The following is a 17,768-nucleotide window of genomic DNA, read 5'->3' on the forward strand; positions in this document are numbered from 1 at the left end:
TAGTTCACTGATATATTGACATTTCTCCTCCTATTGGTAATAAATACATCTAAACAGAACAAGCCGCCCCAATAAGTGCGGCGTCCTCGCCTTTTGGTGATATAAATATCGGAACATTGATTCCCATTGTTTGAACGTGATATTTCAATTGCGGCAAGAAAAGTTGTTCGGCCTTGGCAATGTTGCCGCCGAGTACTACACAATCAAACTTTCGTTTTTTATAAAGTTGTGTAAGAAAAGCACTTAAATTGATGCTGAACTCATCAAAAACCTGTAACATGGGTGCTCCAAAATCAATATTGTCAATGAGCTCTTTAACATTATTCACTTTTAATGTGGCATACTCATTGTATTTTGAAACAAACCATCGCGAGGAGAAAAAATCTTCGCAAATGCCGCCCATAAAAGGGTGGCACCAATAGTTGCCATCTGTAGCAAACCCCGCGAGACCAAATGCAGAACCAAAACCTGTACCCAAAGTAAAACCTGCAACAGCATCATAACCGGCCGCTGGGCCATGGCTGATTTCGCCCTGGAGAAAACAGCCGGCATCATTAATAAAATGAAGCTCATTTACTTCGTGTTTTAATTCCGACAAGATTAACTTACGGATATCCATTCCATAAAGCGCATCATACTTCCCCATATTTTTCATGTAAGAAATACCGTTTTGATAATCAAATGGGCCGGGCATTGCGATCGCGATTTTGCCGCCGCTGCCATCAGATTGAAGACTTCTATCCATCACTTTGCACCACGCTGAAATGATGTGCCCGGCATCAGCCATAGCATCGATTTTTTCGCGTTGAAGAGAACCTGTTAAGATAGTGCCGTCCTTCACATTAACCAGTGCAGAAGTAATGTGCGATCCGCCGATATCAACGCCGAGTATAATATGCTTAGCCATATTTGTTTAATTTTTAATGTTCAATAATCCAATCCGGGCATAGAGCTCAGCAATGCAGGCTTCGTCCAATAACCATTTCGGCTTCTGTTTTGCCGCCTGGTCGGTAGCCCACCTGGCAGTTAGAAAACCGTATTGATCGACCGATTTTTTCCAGGCCACATCCAAATCTGAGGCGATGGCTTTGATATAGACCGGATTCTGATCAACCTTATATAAGGCCTCGTAGCCACGAAAAAGTACCGTAACAAACCAGGGAAGGTCGACCTTGAACGTCCGTATACCTTTCTCATTTTTGGAAAAGAAAGCATAAGAATTTTTAGCAACCAGTTGCGCTTCATTGAGGTAAAGTTTATCTTTAGTGATCTCATAAAGTAAAACGGCAGATTCCAGCATCGAACCGGTATTGTAGGTATAATACGTTGGATTGGGCTTTCCATCCATTTTTACATCATTATAATAAATGCCATCTGGATTTCGAAGCCTTGAATTCATCCATTGATAAAATTTTTTCGCCCAGATTAAGTATATCTGATCTTGTGTAGCCTGATAAAGTTTTAATGCAGCCAAAGTGGCCATACCGTTGCTACAGGCTGGCTTTTGATCTTTGTGACCTTCCAGCCAATAAACACCGCCATCGAGTCTCTCATCCCAACCGCTGATGATAAACTGGAATACCTCTCTGGCTTTAGTTACATAAGCCTCATCCTTTGTATTTAAATAAGCCTCTGCATAATCGATACAAACCAGCGCATTATCATCATAGTAACGATCGGATTTTTCCAGCCTGGCCGGATAAGCCTGATAACCCACGGGCATACGGGTAGTATCCCGGTAAGCCCAAACACCAACCGCCAGGGTATCTAGATAATGTTCATATTTTTCCTTCAAATCAGGATATCTGATCAAAATATTGGCTGCAGAAAACATACCTGAAAAAGGCCATAGGAAACTCACTTCTTTTTCTTTCACTTGGGCACCCTGGAAATAATCCAGATTCGCCTGCTCACCTCCAGGGAAATGTTCAATAAAAAGACCTGGATGGTTCTTCGATCGATAATGCGACCAGACTTTATCAAAGAACAAATCGGCTTTTTGTTTATAAACCGTAGCAGACTGAAAATCCTGGGCAAAACTCTCCCCAGACAACATCAAAATGATGATGATCAATACATATTTCATATATAGTTGCGATAAATTACCTGATAAATAGCTGTTGACTTATTGCACAGAAGGTGGTTGATTATCAACACCCCATTTCTTATTGGGCTTATTACCCATCACGAAGTTTAGCGTGCCACCCTTCATCAGCTCATCTCTATAAAGCCAGGCCTGAGCAAGGACTTTTCCGTTCCAGGTAGCCGACTGAACATACACGTTTTGTTTGCTGTTATTTTTTGTGGTGATAATGAGTTGTTTTCCGTTGGCGAGCTTAATATCCGACCGGTCAAAAATCGGACTTCCGATCTGGATGGTCGGTTTAGCATCGGTCAATCCTTTTACATCAAACAGTCCCATCGAAGCCATTACGTACCAGGAACCCAATTGTCCCTGATCTTCATCTTGCCCGTAACCATAACCGTGGATACTTTCCGTTCCATAAAATTCATCACAAATTGCCCTTGTCCATTTCTGGGTTAGCCACGGTGCGCTGGAATAATTAAACAACCAGCTGATATGTAAATTCGGTTGATTTCCATGATTGTAAAGAGATTGGATTCCTGCAAAGGCATCAATGGTTTTACCGCCACCAAATGCATTTTGTTGCGAAGTTTCGAAAATGTTATTCAGCCGTTCATTAAAAGTTTTTGTGCCAATCTCCTGAATCAAAGCCTGCGGATTTTGCGGAACATAGAAGGTGTATTGTGTAGCATTTCCTTCCTGAAAACCACGCCACGCTTCTAAAGGATTAAATTTATCTATAAATTTTCCATCGGCAGTTTTGGGTCTCACCAGCTTCAGTTCCTGATCGAAAATCATTCGCCATCCGTTTGATAACTGGATCAACCTTTTATAATCTTCATTTTTACCAAGCTTTTTGGCTAACTGAGCCGCAGCAAAAGCGCTATAACTATATTCCAGTGTATGAGAACCTGAAAAATGAGAACCTGTAGAATCGGTTTTATCAGCATCTAAATAGGACACATAACCTTTGTTAACAAAACTGCGGGTATCCATTTTACCCGATCCAACCAACCGGTTGCGAAAACCTAATTCATTACCAAGAACAGCTTTGTAAGCAAGGTTCAAATCGTAATTTCTGATATCGGCCTGGTAGGCGCCCGCGATAGCCAAACCCACAAAGTTTGTGCCCACGCCCGAAACGAAGTTACTGTTTGCAATTCCATCTCCAAACCAGCCTCTTTCTTTATAAATTTCTAACTGCGTATGTACAAAATCACTGTAATGCGAAGGATAAGATAACGCCCAGAGCTGGGTCAAATTCCAGAATCCACCCCAAATGGCATCGGTATTCATAAAATTATAACTGAATTTTCCTTTTGCATCTTTAGGTAATTGACCGATACTTCCATCATGCCTTGGAAAATTGCCATTCACATCACTGGCGATTCCTCTCCCAAGTAAGGCATGGTATAAACCGGTGTAAAATTTTGTTTTATCAGATTCGTTTTTCCCCGATACTTTTAGCTTTCCCAGCTGGGCATTCCATTCTGCCTGAGCAGCAGCTTTTGCACCAGCAAACGTTAAGTTTTCTGCTTCGGTTTTCAGATTTAATTTCGCATTTGCAACGGAGGTATAAGAAAGACCAACCTTGATTTCAATACTCTCATTTGCAGCAGTTTTGTAGTCTAAATATAAGCCTGCCCCTATTCCCTTAGCATATCTCTGATTCGCGGTAGCAACATCTTTGCCTAAGGCGCCAACGGCTGCAGGTTTTTTATTAAGCTTTCCATAAAAGTACATCGCCACGCGACCTCCTTCGTCATAGGTTTTTACATATTTAGGATAAGTAATAACAAAGCCCTGAAAATGTGTTTCATCGATCATTTCCACAGATGCATCTGTTATCGGGCCACTTTCTCCCTGAACCTGACCAATGGATAACATGATCCGCGAACTATTGCTCTGGGGAAAGGTATAACGATGAAAACCTACACGTTTAGTAGCCGTAAGTTCTGCTTTGATTTTGAAATCATCCAACAACACCCCGTAATACCCGGGTTGCGCAACCTCATTCTTCCGATCAAAGGCGGAGCGATATCCGCTTCCAGGCTTCTCCAGTTCTCCCGGCACAGTTTTTAATGTTCCTCCCGTAGGCATAAAACTGATGCCACCAACCTGCCATTCATGGAAATGTACAAACCCCTCAATAGAATGATGGCGGGTATCGTAGCCTACTGCTTCCCAGCCTTGCAAATTACCATAGCTGCCATTTGTAGAGGGAGCAAGTTTGGCCATGCCATAGGGAACTGCCGCTGGTGTGTAAAAAAACCACCTGCTATGTGCTGTTCCGATGTTTGGGTTAACATATTTCAGCAAATCCTGGGCAAACGTTGCAAGTGAAGAAACGAAAAGAAAGAGAATGATCAATACTGGTTTAAAGGCTGTTTTCATAAAATATGGAATCTTGTTATTGGTATTTTGATAACATGGCCTGAAGGCGCTGCATCCAGGCCTGATCTACCGTTTCCATTTCAGGAGAACGGCTTTGGCCATCGAAACCAGCAAAAAAATAGTAACCCATGTTGGTGGTATTTCGGTTCGCGATGTTTAAGCGGTTAATGTTTTCTTTGGCATAAACCAGCCATTCTGGATTTTTATCGGCTTCATACAGGCGGATCATGGCTTGCGAACCCCATGCACACCAGGCAGGATTAATCCTTGTTTCTGCAGTGTTGAAAACATAACCTTTATATATCGCATTCCATAAAGTGTTGTTCATCGCTTTGCCCAAATTCTGTGCTTTGGTGAGGTAAGCCGGGTCGTTCATAATCTTACTGTATAAAATAAATGCCTCAATCATAATGGCATTGTCGTAAGTAAATTTTTGAGTCCTTTTCGTCCCTTCGCCAGCTCCATCAATTTTCCAAATATACAATCCCGTATTAGGATCGAACATTTTTGCCGTCAGCCAGGTATCAACCTGCCGGGCCCAATCTCTGTAAATAGATCCGCCGGTCAAACTATATAGTTTTAAAAACAACTGTAATGTTAACCCATTGGTTTGAGTTGGTTTTTCTGGTTTGAGCGTATTCCAGTAGAAGCCACCTCCGTACACATTATCCCAAAGTCCGCTGTTAATCAACCAATCTCCACAGGCTTTGGCTTTGGCTAAATAAGCCTGTTTATCTGCACCTGTAGTAATATCATAAGCCTCCAGATAAACCATTCCGCTCAAGGCATTATCATCTACATATTTATCGCCGCCCGCACCGGTTCCATCAAGGTTTACCGAGGCAAAATATCCACCTCGCAAATCCTTTTTATCCCACATGTTATCCATGAACTTGAAGGTGTTGTTCATGTAAACCAGGTAACTGGATTCTCCTGCAGCAACCATTGCAGCATCGGCATAAATCTGACTCACATTATACCATTCAAAACAATTGTTTGATTTTGAAGTGGTATTGGCCCGGTAACCATAGCTTGCAGTGAGCAGGTTATTCACCGTAAAAGTGTGGGTTTCTTTTGCTTGCTGAAGATAGTTTATGGGAGCGCCAGGTACCACCGGCGGAACTACCGGTGGTGGTGTTACAGGTGCCGGATCCGGCCCTTTTTTACAGGCAGCGGCACCCAGGAGAGCAATAACCAACAGTGTATTTTTAATTATTTTTTTCATAGTAGAATATGTTTCGCCTTGCGATCGCTCACAAACGGAATATTAAATTATTATTGGGTAACAATGCTGTGAGTATATGGACCCGCAGCCCCTAAATTTACAGTAGCTTTTATGCTCTTATTATCAGCCGATGGATTGAACTTGTAAGTATTGTTCCATTGATCATTGCTTACTGAATTGAGGTAAAAATAGGATGCCGCCTGCCCAACAGGGCTTACATTGTTTACGTTACTGCTGCCCATATATTTGATACCGCCAGAAGTATGGAGCGCAAACTTGTAACGTTCATCTCTGCCCCATGAAAATTGATAAAACACTACAGGGATAATGCCAGATTGCCAGGTACCTCCCGAAGTATAACTGAGCTGACCAATCTCATTGCCGTAAGCAGACATATAAAGACCTATACTTTGTACCTCGCTCACTTCAATTACGCTGGCTACATTGAAATCATATTTCATGTAAAAGGCTTTTGGATTGCCACTAACCGTAATGATTGATGTTCCCTCTTTTATGGAAGCACCTTCCGCAAAAAACTTTCTTCCGGCCGGGGTCATTTTATCTGTCAGGCTATATGTTCCGGCCTTTAGTGACGTATATACTTCGAAGATACCTTCTTCTAACTTTTTAAATTTCACTGCCTTTGCCAGATCATCACCACCCTCGCTGGCAGAACCAGTTAAATAAAGATCTGTGGGTACCTCCGCAAAACCAGCGGGGCGCTCAAGTTGTAGCGTTCTGGTTTCCTGTCCAACTTTTTTGCTGCTGGCTTTTGAAGCAATAACCGTCCAGTTTACTTTTCCTGTTGAGGAAGAACTGATTCCGCATAATGCAGCAATTTTGGTTAAATCCTTGTGAGAAATAGTAACCTGAGGCTGCACGCCGCCACCATCCGATACCACTTTAAAAACTGGGGCAGAGAAGTTGCCGCCTTCTTTATCAAATGCAACCTCGTAGAGGATAAGCCCGCCATCTTCAGGCGTTGCAGCAGTCCATTTAAACTGCTGTGAAGCTGCAGCATTAGAAGGCGTGAGTTTGATTGCAGCCTGATTTAAAGGCGTACTTAGTGTGCCAACAGGGCCAATGTTTTCATTCAAATCTTTTTCATCCTTTTTGCAGGAGAACACTGCAACGGAGGCCAGCAGCATCATGGCGAATATAGTTTTTAGATTTTTCATGTTAGATGTTTTAATAGCCTGGGTTTTGTGTTAAATTTTTGTTGAGGCCAATTTCACTGGAAGGCACTGCCCATAAATAATCTCTTTGCGGATTAAATTTACGTTGCTGCGTTCTGATGTAGCCGCCATCAACATTTTGATCGGTTGCAAATTTAGCGCCGTGTGCAAAGCCATTCATGGTTATTTCTGCCACTTTCCATCGCCTGATGTCGTCTACCCTTAAGCCTTCCATTGCTAATTCTGCCCGACGTTCTCGTCGGATTACATTGGTCAGGTCGCCGGAAGGAAAACTCAATGCGCCTGCATCGGTAAAGCCCGCTCTTGAGCGGAGTGCGCCAATTGTTTTTGCCCAAACTGCAGCATCCATTTGACCAAGACTATTTTTGGCTTCTGCATAGGTTAACAGTACTTCCGCATAGCGAAAAAGATGTAAATTATTACCAGAAACGAAACTCGATAACGCAATTGGGTCAAAATATTTGCGCCAATAATAACCTGTCGCCGAAGCACTTTGTGAACCAGGAGAATATTCATCAAGGCCAGGCTGAACCGGATCAGAACCAGGTTTAATATAAATGGATTTGGTTGTATTGTTCGGATTTACCCAGCTGTATCTGTCGTAAACTACGGTTGCGGTAAGTCTGGGATCGCGATTGATATAAGGATTGCTTTCTACATAACCGGATCCGTTTTCTTTGATTCCCCTGCCGTTCAGCATGATGTAATCATCAACGAGTTCCTGAGTTGGCGCCATGGCACTCACCCTGCCACCCACGGTTCTTGGTGCAAAATCCCAAAAATTCTGCCACGTCCTTACCGTAGGTACATATTGAAGCGATAAAATACTTTCGCTATTGTTTTTATTTGTAGCCGGATCGCTAAACAGGGCACTATAGCTTGGCGTTAAAGCGTAAGTTCCGTAAGTAGACTGGTTATTAATGAGCTTCTCGCAAACTGCGATCACCTCATTCATTTTATTTCCCTGGTAAAGCAGTGTTCTCATTTGCAGGGCAAGTGCAGCGCCTTTGGTAATTCTACCGTTTTCACTCGCTGGAAGCTGATCTTTGCTTGGCAAATTCGGAATTGCAGCCTCTAGTTGAGCAATAATAAAATCACTTACTGCAGCCTTTGGAGTTCGCGGAATTACCTGCGCTTCTTCTGGTGTTAAATCATGATCTGGAAGAGGTACATCGCCATACCATTTGCTCAGATTAAACAAAGCAAAAGCCCGCATAAATTGATTTTCTGCTTTCATTCTGGCAATTGTTGCCGCAGGAAGGGTTTTGTTCTGATCAATATTTTCAAGGAAAATGTTGACAGATTTGATGGTGCGGTAGTAGCTGGCCCAGTCTCCGGCAAACTTGGCCGTAAGCGAAGTGGCATTTCCACTGGCAATCAAATTTAGATCGCCTGATGGCGAATAAGCATTATCAGACAATGCTTCGGGTTCGAAATAAAGCGAACTGTTATAAAGCAAACTGTAATTGTTATTAAGTGCGTTGTTTACATTCACATCCACAGTCCAGAAGGTTAAGTCTGAAAATCTATCGGTGGGTGCAATATCTAGCTTTTTGCAACCTGCAACAGCAAGGATGGCAAACGCTATCATGAGGTTTTTGAATATCGATTTCATATAAGTAATGCTAACCGTGTGATTAAAAGGTGATGTCTAAACCAGCGCCATAAAATATTGGCAATGGATACTGGCGGGCGCTGTTTGAGCTGGAACCTGTGCTTACATTATTTCCAAACTCTGAGGTTTCGGGATCAATAAATTTGAGTTTGCTCAGGGTAAACAGGTTTTGGCCAATTAAAGAAACCCGCAGGCGGCTAATACCAACTTTACTGGTTACCGCCTGTGGCAACGTGTAGCCAATGTTCACATTCTTTAAGCGGGCATAAGCAGCATCGTATTTGTATAAATCAGAACCTGTTCTCCAGTTATTTGTATTGGATGGCGAACCGATGTTGGCAAAAATCGGGTAACGGGCATCCGGATTACCCGGGCTCCAATAGTCTGTCATGTGCTCATATACTGTTGCTCCGTAGCCGTAATGGAAAGGTTCTACTAACTCACCTCGCAAAAAGGTTTCGCGTTTGCCTACACCCTGAATAAATAACTGGAGGTCAAAGCCTTTTACCGCAAGGCGATAAGTAAACCCAAAAGTATAGCGTGGAAAAGGATTGCCCAGAACAGTTTTATCATTGGCATCAATTATCCCATCGTTATTTAAATCTTTAAACTTCACATCGCCGGGAACTACAGCATTACCAGCTATCTTTGGGGAGTTATTAATGTCGGCCTGATTTTGAAAAAAACCATTGGTTTGGTAGCCATAATATTGGGTAATAGGCTCACCCACTCGCCTTAGCAGCTGGAATACATCCTGGTTAATGATCTGCTCAGTAGCACCACCAGAGAGCTGAAGCAACTTATTTTGATTATCTGCTACGTTAACGCTGAAACTCTGGGTTACATTTTCTCCCCGGAGGTTATAGGTTAGTGAAGCCTCCCAGCCTTTACTCCGAACTTTTGCAACATTAAAATCTGGCGTAGCTGCTCCGAAGATTGCTGGAATATCCTGTCTCGGCTGAAGAATATCTCTGGTTACCTTATTAAAGTATTCAAATGTGGCTGTTAGTTTATTATCAAAAAAGCCGGCATCTAAACCAATGTTAAAAGTTGATGCTTTTTCCCAGGTTAAATCTCGGTTTGAAAGTAAGGTACCCGCCCCACCTACAGAAACATCATTAAAGCCGTAAGCACTTGCATAATTGAAATAGGTGGTTTGGTATTGAAAATTACCTACATTCTGATTTCCCACAACGCCATAAGAAAGGCGAAGTTTAAGCAGGTTTACCGTTTTTGCAATTGATTGCATAAAAGATTCCTGAGAGATAATCCAACCTGCACTTACTGCCGGGAAGAAACTGCCGCGATTACCTTTTGCAAACTTAGAAGAAGCATCATACCTGGCATTTGCTTCTAAAATATAGCGGTCTTTGAAACTGTAATTCAATCTGCCCAATGCAGAAACCAGGCTATAAGCATTTATGCCTAGGCTATTATTAGAGTTGATCTGATCTACCAGAGTACCTGTAGTTGGCGTTCCCAATAGCTGATCGGTAAGCGTTTTTTGTAACTGGAATCCGCGTTGCGAATAATTTTCGCTTTCTGCACCTACCTGAACTTTAAAATCGTGATCGGCGATTTTCTTCCCGTATTCAAGGTAAACTTTTGTATTGAAAAGCTGCGATTTGCTATTGGCATCCAACACCGATCTATCATCACCATATACTCCCGAGGGAAGGTAATTTACCTGCGTTCTACGGAAAAACGTACCGTTATTTTGTAAGGTTCCACCAAACTGTCCGGTTAACCTTAAGTCTTTGGTAATCTCCAGCTGACCATTGAATGATCCGAAAATCTCATCGTTATCCGCCTGATTGAAACCCCCTTTTTCCAGTACGCCGTATTCGTTGTATTGCGAAGCAAAAGGATTGGTGAGGTAATTTCCGTTTTCATCCTGCCAGTTAAAATTTGCGGGAACACGGTTGGCATCTGCAAAAATATTATTATCTCCTACGCTGTTGGTTTTATTCCTGGTTTTTGTATATAAGAGAATGAAATTGGTTCTGAGCTTTCCAATCACATTGGTTTGGTTTAATCTCAGATTATATTTTTGATAGCCAAAATTCGCCCCTTCGCCCCCGTTTCCAATAAAATTACTCTCCTGATCCTGAAAACCTGCCGAGACAAAAAAAGCACTTTTCTCTCCGCCGCCAGCAATGTTCACATTGTGCGACTGTTGTGGTGCCGTACGCAAAAGATTCTCAATATTCCAGGTTCCGTCGCCCTGATCTTTCAACTGCTGGATCTGGTCTGGTGTGTATGCCGGACTAAGCCCGGAATTCACTAAAGATTCATTTTTATAATAAGCATTCTGCCAGGCCGGAACTTTGTGTACCAAAACGTTTGCATCCTGTACTCCATAACTACCATTATAAGAAATAGTGGTTTTCTGGTTCAGCTTGCCTGCTTTTGTAGTGATTAATATTACGCCATTTGCAGCCCTCGAACCATAAATGGCTGCCGCACCCGCATCTTTCAGAACCGATACACTGGCAATATCATTCGGATTGATGGTGTTCAGGTTGCCGCCAACAATTCCATCTACCACCACAAGCGGCGTATTATCGCCAAGCGTACCTACGCCCCTGATATTAACCGTTACGTTACTCCCGGGATTAAGATTGGTTTGTTGGATAATCAGGTTTGGAGATTCCCCCTGCAAAGCCTGATAAGCATTTAACACAGGTTTGTTTTCTATATTTTTAGCATCAATGGTGCTCACCGCTCCGGTAATCGAAACTCTTTTCTGGGTTCCGTAACCTACTACAACAACTTCATCAAGGGCATTTTCTCCACCAGGCTTCAGTTGTACGTTAATGGTCTTTTTGCCAGCAATGGGAATATCCTGACTAACGTAGCCCAGGTAGGAAAATGTCAGGTTTCTGGAAGCTAGATTATCTGGAACAGTAATGCTGTAGTTACCATTGGCATCCGTTACGGCACCAATTGAAGTACCCTTAATTTGCACACTTACACCGGGAAGGCCTATACCTTTTTCATCTACCACTTTACCGTTTAAGGTAATTTCTCGCGTATTGAGATGTGTTATTGGCTTAGCTGACGATCTCGCCTCGAGATATCCTGGGCTAAAAGGAACCAGTATCGAAACCAGTACCAGAAGCTGCCGGAAGGGCAATCGCTTTAGTTTTTTAATTTGGTAAAGTTTATGTCTCATAACATTTAGTTTAAGGGTGATGCCAGATGCATCTGAATATTAGGTTAGTGGTTGAGGTATTTTTAATGTTTTAGGTGATCTTTTTGCCAGTATTGGTCTATTTCTTCAAGCGTTCTGCCCTTGGTTTCGGGAATGAGTTTCCAGGTGAGGTAAAGTGCCGGTGAGCAGCAAATTGCAAATATCCAGAACGTCCATGATGAATCGAGTCCCTGAAGCATTATGGGGGTAAGCTGACCAACGAAGAAATTTCCGATCCAAAGTGTGAGGGTTGCCAGAGACATTGCCTTGCCGCGAATCCCGTTTGGGAATATCTCTCCAATCACTACCCAACAAACCGGACCAAAAGAGAAAGCGAAGCAGGCGATAAAAGCCAGGATGAAAATCAATATCCACGGACCTGAAATCACTCCGAACTGAAACAACAGACCAATAATAATCAGCGATATTACAGCGCCACCGATACCTACATAAAGCAGCGGCTTCCTGCCCCATCTATCAACAGTAAAAATGGCTACAAAAGTAAAAACTACGTTTACCAAACCAATGGTTACCTGACCACCAAGGGCATTATTTAGGGTGAAGCCCGCTTGCTCCAATATTCGGGGTCCATAGTAGATCACCGCATTAATCCCACAAACCTGCGAAAGAAATGGCAGCAACAAACCAATCCACAATGCTTTGCGGTAAACAGGTTTAAACAAAGTTTTCAGCGATCCTTCTTCCATTGTTCCTTCCTGTGTGAAAGCATCCAGTTCTTTCCGGGCTGTGCTTTCACCATCAATTTTAATCAGAATCTTTTCTGCTTTACCCTTTTGTCCCCTGGAAAGTAACCATCTTGGTGATTCAGGAACAAGAAACAGGGAGAATAAAAAAATGAGTGCCGGAAGGGCTCCCAAACCCAGCATTGCCCGCCAAACTTCTTGCGATAGTATTTTGGTGGCACTTAGGCTGGCAAAATTATCCCCACTATGATTGGAGAGGTAAGCGTTGGTAAAATAAGCAGTTACAATACCAATGGTTAATGCCAACTGGTATAAGGAAACCATTGTTCCTCTAAGCCTTGATGGGGCAAATTCGGAAATGTAAAGCGGTGAAACCATCGAAGCTACGCCGATTCCAACACCTCCGATTAACCTGAACGCAATTAACCAGGTGAATGAAGTTGCGTACATGCAGCCTAAGGCAGAAGTAAGAAAAAGAAATGCAGAAAGGATCAAGACGATTTTACGACCAAACCTGTCGCTTAGCTTGCCAGAAATAATTACGCCGATAATGCAGCCTAAAAGTGCACAACTCACAAACCACCCTTCGCTAATGGCATTCAAGCCAAAATCCCTTGTTACCAGACTTATTGTTCCTGAAATTACTGCGGTATCAAAGCCGAACAGGAAGCCCCCCAAAGCGGCAACGAGGCAAACCAGGTACAAATACGAACTGCTTTTTTGTATTGATGTATATTGATCTTGCTTAACCATAGTATTTATTTTAAAAAGGCTTTGACCACTTTTGCTTGTTGGTTGGATTGGTTAATGATGGTATAACTTCCGGCAGCAGCTGGCACAACAAATGTTTCGGCATATTGGCAAGTCATCGTCGAACCATTCGCTGTAGTAACCGAAACCGAAGAACCTTCTACCAGCATTAAAACATGACATACATCGTCTGTTTGCACTTCTACTGATGAATCAAAATCTAGCCTGTGTATATCATAAAAATGATCTTGGTGTGTAGGCAGGTGATAACAGGTGGTGCCTTCAGTTTCGAAAATCACTTTTGGCTTTGCTATCAATTCTTGCGCTACTTTTGCTCCTTTTCTGGAGAAATCAAGATTTTTGAAAGCATGCTCAATGTTAATGGGCCGAGGTTTACCGTTTAAATCCAGCCTTAACCAATCGTACATCTTAAAAGTAAAAATGTATGGTGTGGCGCTGATTTCAAGCACCAGATTTTGCGCACCTGCACTGTGGATGGTTTGATTCGGAATTAAAAAAAGGTCGTGCTTTTTAGCTTGATGAACCTGCACATATTTTTCAATCTCAACCTCCACTCCATTCAAATTGCTGTCTTCCAATACCGTTTTAAATTCAGCTTGGTTAATATTCTCCTGAAAGCCCAGGTAAACCTGTGCATCGTCTTTACAATCCAATATATAGTAGGTTTCATCCTGGGTAATGTTCTCTCCAAATTCTGTTTGAATGTAATCGAGGCTGGGATGACATTGAATGGAAAGATTTCCCCCATCAAAAGTATCCAGAAAATCAAACCTGATTGGAAATTCATCGCCAAACTGATCGGTATGGCGACCGAGGATATTTCTATTTTGGGCAAACAGCAGCAGATCAAAAGAAACTTCGAGCAGCAAACCACCGCTCTGGAATACGATACCATTTTCAGGCACAATCAATTCGAAAGACCATGCGTAGTTCACTTCATTCTGATCGAGCTGAGGCATGTGTTTCTTCATCCACTGCCCTCCCCAGGCGCCCGGTGCAAACCATGGCCTTGCCCTGAATACCGAAGCAGACATTTCCTGCAAGCCCTTGCGGATATCATCTCCATGAGCCCAGTTCAGGTTGATATCCCATTGCGCATCTACAAAAACATCAATAAGGCCAGCTAAATCTTTTTTATGCTGATTTAAAATTACCCAGTCTACAAAATAGAAACGCTTATACATCTCTACCTGTTCCAGCACGGTTGTCATTCCTAGATTACAGATGGAACCTGCACTCATGCGATGCTGCAGTTCATTTTTAGGCAGATCTATATAGATAAGCTTAGCGTCCCAGCCAGCTAATGAAGCGCCGGAACCAATCAAGATGTTAATTCCTGCCTCTTGATTTGACGATAGAGACTTTAGATGTTGCTCGTCAAAATAATCGCGAAGCGATAAATTAGTTTTTTTGCCCCAAACCGAGTCTTCCTCACCTACAAAAGGCGCTGTAGTGCGAACTATTTCTGCCTCGGGCTTCATTGCTTTGCGAATGTCCACTATCTTGTGTTGCAAAGTCCTGGTTTGGAGTTCAGTGTTGACAGCGGTAATTAAATTATCCCAATAAACACCTGTATAGCCATCAATGACAACAGTTTGGTGTTTTACGATGTAATCGCATAACGTTTCGATACCAGAGAAAATCTGACTATCACCCAGGTTAAAAAATGGATAAATATCGTAGCCTTTAACTCTTGTAATTTCGTCAAGGTGTGCTGGCATGATTTCCTGTTCGGTTTTTCTTAAAGGTTCTTCGATAGACATGTTGGTCTTAAAAAAAGGATTATTGGAAAAATTATTTTGCTGCATGTTGTGATTGTATATACATAACCATATGACGTTTTAAGACTGCAGGTCTTAAGTTCGATTTAATAAATAAAATCTAATGTTCTTACTAAGCCTGAAGTGCAATTAGTTTTTAACGAACAATGATGTTGAGTAAGGTAAACTGTCTTCGACGGCATCAATCTAAAACGGCTGGTTGAATTAAAGAACATTATATAAATTTGGTTAGATCATACATTCAGTAGTATGTACATACAAATGTATTATTTATAAATTATTTTCCAAATGTTTTTATTTTTTTTTGATTCAAATCCGCTTCTGTGCTCCTACAGGAAGCAAATAAAACCAAACTTTGTATACACATACTTTAAAAAGGTATTTTTTTTTTAATATTGTCGTGATTATGAAACTTAAGATCGATCATGAAAGCCAGGTTCCGCTTCACATCCAGGCAGAAGAATTGCTCAGGAAACTGATTGAATCTCCTGAATATATTGATGGTAAACTGTTGCCAAACGAGGTAGAACTGTCAAAAGATCTGAATATCTCGCGTACAACATTGAGGCAGTCTATCAATAAACTGGTTTACGATGGGCTGTTGATCCGCAAGAAAGGTGTCGGCACCAGAGTGGTGGAATCGAAATCGCTAAGTTCCAAGTCGAAAAACTGGATGAGTTTTTCTCAGGAAATGAGCGCCAGAGGTATTCCGATCAAAAATTTTGAGCTCCATGTAAGCTGGGTGCTGCCCGAAAAGCGGATTGCCAGTTTCTTTGGAATCAAAGAGGATAAAAAAATACTTAAACTCGTTCGGCTCCGGGGCAGACCGGAAGGGCCATTTGTTTATTTCGAATCTTATTTCCACCCGGTAGTTGGCCTTACAGGTGATGAAGATTATAAGGCGCCGCTATACGAAATGCTCGAAAAATCGCATGGAATTGTTGCCATGATTTCAAAAGAAGAAATCAGTGCTTTACTGGCAGATGAATTTATTGCGGCAAAATTAGAAACGAATGTTGGTTCCGCTATCCTGTTTCGAAAGCGTTTTGTTTACGATATCGAAGAAAGACCTATTGAATATAATCTGGGTTACTATAAAGCCGACAGTTTTGTGTACACCGTAGAGAGCAGGCGCGAATAATTACTTTTATGGCATAGGAACACAGGTTTCAAGCCTGATTTTTAATGCTTAATTCTCCAAGCCTATTGGTCTAAATAAACCTGCGTTTCTTAAGCGCTTTAGTTACTTCTTTTACCATGTATCCGCTTTTAAAATAAGAATGGATCTCTTCTCCGGGGCAAGTGGTTTGGCTGCTATGGTCTCGATGGGTAGAGATTTCGTTTGCGGCGATGTTATACTTGATGCATTGATCTGCCAAAAGATTGACCAATACCTTTCGCAATCTTCTATCCAGTTTCTGCTGGCTGTAATTTCCTAGAAAGCAGATCAGTAAATGACCGGTCGGATCATATTCCGTATTGGTCTCGCCTACTGTAAGCGGGTTTCTTCCCTGGTAAACTGTTCCATCCGTAGCAATCAGCAAATGATAAGGAACATCTGCCCACTTTCGATCTGGTCCCATACCCCAGGTTTGAATGTTTTTGAGCCGCTGTTTTGCATCATCATTTTTGCTTAAAACTTTGCCACCCTCATGATGTACGGTAATCTTGATCGGAACCTACTGCTTGTAAGGCTTCCCTTCTACTCCTTTCCATTCACTTTTTGGAACTATCACAACCGTATCTCGGTTAGAAGAACTTTTTGACTGGGCATTAACCACAGGGATAGGCAAAACAAATGATAAAAGAAGTAAAACAATCCGGTGTTTAAACATGGGTGAAAAATAAGATACAGTGTAAATTTATGGATTAATCAGCGTTATTATAAACCATATTTTAGTTAGCCTGATTAAAAAAATGTAACACGTGTTGCAGTGGCAAGATCTGGTTCGAAATCATGCTGAATTTTTTAAATGATAGGAATGGATATATTTGGGACTCTTTAAGATATGCTCAAAGTCGGGCTAATTTATGGGTTTACATTTTGGAAAGGAATCCGCTGTCTATTTTGGCGAAATCCCATACAAACTACTTCCTTCTATAGGAATTCGAAAATTTCGTCTTCAGTAAGCAACAGATTCAGTAGTGAATCTAAAAGTCCTGAATATTTGTCATCTTATTACAGATAAAGCTTCCAACAAAGCGATTACTTTTTTAAATTGATACGAAGGGAGATTATTACGTTTTATTTATTTAATACAGTAACAATCACTTAATGTCTAGTATTTAATGAATTTGAGGAAAGAAATATTTTATCAGTTATAAGCTTTAGAGATTTTTGCTTACAAAATATTATTTAGAAAAGTACGGTATCCCTAAGGGAATACCGTACGATTGGGTCGACAACGGTTCGAATTAGTAAGAAATTTATTGCTGATTTGGAGAGAATCGCAGAACTAGACATTAAGATGACAGAGTATGATGAGCTTGGTAGGTTGATGAAATTACGTAAAGAAAGAGAAAAGCTAATCCCCAAAGTTGTAGACAAAAAGAAAAAAATCAGAGCTAAGCGAAAATCCAGAAAAGTGGCACTCCAGAAATGGATAATGAATATTACCGATTAAAGTCTGAACTTATTAAAGTTTTTTATAACGCCATATTTAGTTATTTTAATTATTGCTCACTTTACTACCGATCAACGGGATTACTTTCAATATTTAAAAGCCTTTTTGTTACTTATAGAACCAATAGTGGACGATTTAAAATTGAAAGGTTTTATTTGATATAGTCTACAATCTTTGCA

Annotated in this window: 12 protein-coding genes; 2 read left to right on the forward strand and 10 right to left on the reverse strand. The window is 41.5% G+C overall.

The features are described from left to right. Positions 1-49 precede the first annotated feature (49 nt). From ACZZZC_RS15170 to ACZZZC_RS15210, 9 genes are all read right to left on the reverse strand, one after another. Positions 50-907, reverse strand: coding sequence for an ROK family protein (locus tag ACZZZC_RS15170; RefSeq protein ID WP_463487541.1), 858 nt, complete (start codon positions 905-907; stop codon positions 50-52). A 6-nt stretch (positions 908-913) separates the two neighbouring features. Beyond that, positions 914-2,086 carry a glycoside hydrolase family 76 protein gene (locus ACZZZC_RS15175; RefSeq protein WP_463487542.1) on the reverse strand — a complete coding sequence of 391 codons (1,173 nt, stop codon included), beginning with the start codon at positions 2,084-2,086 and terminating at the stop codon, positions 914-916. Positions 2,087-2,125: 39 nt separating this feature from the next. Beyond that, positions 2,126-4,480, reverse strand: coding sequence for a GH92 family glycosyl hydrolase (locus ACZZZC_RS15180; RefSeq protein WP_463487543.1), 2,355 nt, complete (start codon positions 4,478-4,480; stop codon positions 2,126-2,128). Positions 4,481-4,496: 16 nt separating this feature from the next. After that, positions 4,497-5,705 (reverse strand): glycoside hydrolase family 76 protein, encoded by a 1,209-nt coding sequence (locus ACZZZC_RS15185; protein WP_463487544.1) that lies wholly within the window; start codon positions 5,703-5,705, stop codon positions 4,497-4,499. Positions 5,706-5,755: 50 nt separating this feature from the next. Then, positions 5,756-6,883, reverse strand: coding sequence for a SusE domain-containing protein (locus tag ACZZZC_RS15190; protein ID WP_463487545.1), 1,128 nt, complete (start codon positions 6,881-6,883; stop codon positions 5,756-5,758). Between the two features lie 10 nt (positions 6,884-6,893). Next, on the reverse strand, positions 6,894-8,516 hold the full coding sequence (locus ACZZZC_RS15195) for a RagB/SusD family nutrient uptake outer membrane protein (RefSeq protein WP_463487546.1): 1,623 nt from the start codon (positions 8,514-8,516) through the stop codon (positions 6,894-6,896). A 22-nt stretch (positions 8,517-8,538) separates the two neighbouring features. Further along, complete coding sequence (locus tag ACZZZC_RS15200; RefSeq protein WP_463487547.1) at positions 8,539-11,691, reverse strand: SusC/RagA family TonB-linked outer membrane protein; 3,153 nt, start codon at positions 11,689-11,691, stop codon at positions 8,539-8,541. Positions 11,692-11,753: 62 nt separating this feature from the next. Then, positions 11,754-13,166 (reverse strand): sugar porter family MFS transporter, encoded by a 1,413-nt coding sequence (locus ACZZZC_RS15205; protein ID WP_463487548.1) that lies wholly within the window; start codon positions 13,164-13,166, stop codon positions 11,754-11,756. A 5-nt stretch (positions 13,167-13,171) separates the two neighbouring features. Next, positions 13,172-14,947, reverse strand: a complete 1,776-nt coding sequence (locus tag ACZZZC_RS15210) for a class I mannose-6-phosphate isomerase (protein WP_463487549.1) — start codon at positions 14,945-14,947, stop codon at positions 13,172-13,174. A gap of 424 nt (positions 14,948-15,371) precedes the next feature. Between ACZZZC_RS15210 and ACZZZC_RS15215 the strand changes: the two genes are divergently transcribed. Continuing rightward, positions 15,372-16,106: a GntR family transcriptional regulator gene (locus tag ACZZZC_RS15215; protein ID WP_463487550.1), complete on the forward strand. Its 735-nt coding sequence runs from the start codon at positions 15,372-15,374 to the stop codon at positions 16,104-16,106. A 70-nt stretch (positions 16,107-16,176) separates the two neighbouring features. Here the strand turns inward: ACZZZC_RS15215 and ACZZZC_RS15220 are convergent, their stop codons facing one another. Continuing rightward, positions 16,177-16,638 carry a peptidoglycan recognition protein family protein gene (locus ACZZZC_RS15220; protein WP_463488240.1) on the reverse strand — a complete coding sequence of 154 codons (462 nt, stop codon included), beginning with the start codon at positions 16,636-16,638 and terminating at the stop codon, positions 16,177-16,179. A gap of 765 nt (positions 16,639-17,403) precedes the next feature. On the opposite strand from ACZZZC_RS15220, the gene ACZZZC_RS15225 reads away from it, so the two are divergent. Continuing rightward, the gene (locus ACZZZC_RS15225) at positions 17,404-17,589 is read left to right on the forward strand and encodes a hypothetical protein (protein WP_463487551.1); all 186 of its coding nucleotides are present in this window, start codon (positions 17,404-17,406) and stop codon (positions 17,587-17,589) included. The last annotated feature ends 179 nt before the right edge of the window (positions 17,590-17,768 follow it).

Source organism: Pedobacter sp. AC212, assembly GCF_979258625.1.